The sequence below is a fragment of the Devosia faecipullorum genome (genome assembly GCF_015158295.1).
GTDB lineage: Bacteria > Pseudomonadota > Alphaproteobacteria > Rhizobiales > Devosiaceae > Devosia > Devosia faecipullorum.
This window is the reverse complement of the sequence record NZ_JACDXV010000020.1, coordinates 1-2,014: the sequence shown is the minus strand read 5'-3', so window position 1 is coordinate 2,014 and position 2,014 is coordinate 1. Positions and strand designations below refer to the sequence as shown.

Below are 2,014 nucleotides of genomic sequence, written 5' to 3'. Positions count from 1 at the left end.
GCCATGCCGTCTTTTTCCCTCGTCACCACCTGGTCGCCTGCGAGCGCTCATGAGCCGCTTGGCTATGGGATCGAGCTGACCAATACGGGTTCTGCACCCGTCTCGAACTTCCAGCTGGGTTTTTCCGGCCCGGCGCGCATCGACCCGCATGCGACGCTGGAAAATGGCCGTCTGCTGGTGCGGCTCTCCAATCACACGCTGATCGCCCCGCCCGAAGGCTTGGTGCTGGAGCCGGGCCAGACCTGGATCGCCACGGCGCGCGGCCTCTCCTATGGGCTGCGCCATTGGAGCGATGGCGCCAATTCGGCCTATCTGGTGCTGGAGGATGGCGGCATTGTTGCCATCCCCACCGCCCCCACCCAGGGCAAGGGCCACAATTCGCCCCTGCTCAAGGGTACGGCGCGCTTTCCGGTGCCGGCCAAAGCCCCGGTCGCCCATTCCATCATCCCCTGGCCCAGGCATGTGGCCACGACGGGTAGCCGGATCGCCCCGGTCGGCTTCAATCTCCAGCCTTCAGGCGAACTGGCCAGCCGCGCCGCCAGCGCCTTCGCCGCGCTGACCGCCGAGCTGTTCCCGGTGGAAGCCATTGTCCGCCCCGCCGCCGAGGGTGGCCTCGCGGTCCAGATCGCCGAAAAGCCGGGCCTGGGCGCAGAAGCCTATGAACTGAGCTTTGCCGAGACCAGCGCCAGTGTGGCCGCTTCCACCCATGCCGGATTGTTCTATGGCCTCGTGACGCTGGGTCATATGCTGCGCGGGGCGCGGCAATATCCGGGCACCTTCACCTGGCCGACCGGCGGCGTCATCGAGGACGCGCCCGGCTTTGGCTTCCGCGGCTCCCATCTCGACGTCGCCCGCCAATTCTATACCGGGGCCGAAGTCAGCCGCTTGCTGCGCATCATGGCCTGGAACAAGATGAACAAGTTCCACTGGCACCTGACCGAGGACGAGGCCTGGCGGCTGGAAATCGAAGCCTATCCGGCCCTGACCGAGATCGCCGCCTGGCGCGGCCATGGCAAGGCGCTGCCGCCCCTGCTCGGCTCCGGCCCGCAGCCGACCGGCGGCTATTATTCCAAGGCAGTGGTGCGCGACATCGTGGCTTTGGCCGCCGATCTGGCCATTGCCGTCATTCCCGAGATCGACATGCCGGGCCATTTCTACGCCGCCCTGCAGGCGCTGCCCGAATTGCGCGACCCCGATGAGACCGGCGAATATCAATCGGTGCAGGGCTTTCCCAATAACAGCCTCAATCCGGCGCATGAGCCGGTCTATAAATTCGTCGAGACGGTGATCGACGAGACGCTGGACCTGTTCCCGGCGGGCATTTTCCATCTCGGGGCCGACGAAGTGCCGCTGGCGGCCTGGTCGGGCTCGCCGCTGGCGCTGGCGATGATCGAAAAACTGGCCGGCCCCGCCATGCGCAAGAAGCACGAGGCCCAGTTCAACCAATTGGGCAATCACGGCGGCGCCGACGAGATCGAAGGCTCGCCCACCGCCATCCTGCAGGCCGCCTTCATTCGCCGGGTGCACGATTACATCGCCTCCAAGGGGGCGCTGACCGGGGGCTGGGAAGAGGCGGCGCATGGCGATGCGGTGGACAAGGACAAGGCCTATGTCATCGGCTGGCGCAATGTCGAAATCAACGCCGCCCTGGCCGAGCGCGGCTTCGACATCGTGGTGTCGCCGGGCCAGCGCTATTATCTGGACATGGCCAATGGGGTGGAATGGGCCGAGCCGGGGGCCGGCTGGGCCGGCTGGTCGGGTCCGCGCGAAACCTATGAATTCGAGGCGCGCGCCGGCTTTTCCGAAACCGGGCTGAAACATCTTCTGGGGGTGCAATCCTGCATCTGGTCGGAAAGCATGACCGATCGGGCCATTTTCGACCGGCTGGTCTTCCCCCGCCTCTCCGCCGTCGCCGAAGCCGGCTGGACAATCCCCGAGCGCAAGAGCTGGGACCGCTTCCAGGCCCTGGTCGGCCTCATGCCCATCATGTACGGACATTGGGCAGAGGAATAAG

Annotated in this window: 1 protein-coding gene; it reads left to right on the top strand. The window is 66.0% G+C overall.

Annotation, left to right across the window (positions count from 1 at the left end):
- Positions 1-3: 3 nt before the first annotated feature.
- A complete protein-coding gene (locus tag H0482_RS16420) occupies positions 4-2,013 on the top strand; it encodes a beta-N-acetylhexosaminidase (protein WP_193731111.1) in 2,010 nt (669 codons plus the stop codon).
- Position 2,014 lies beyond the last annotated feature (1 nt).

What these genes read in the sequence shown, in the direction of transcription:
- H0482_RS16420 (WP_193731111.1), top strand. Translation starts at nt 4, where the DNA reads ATGCCGTCTTTTTCCCTCGTCACCACCTGGTCGCCTGCGAGCGCTCAT.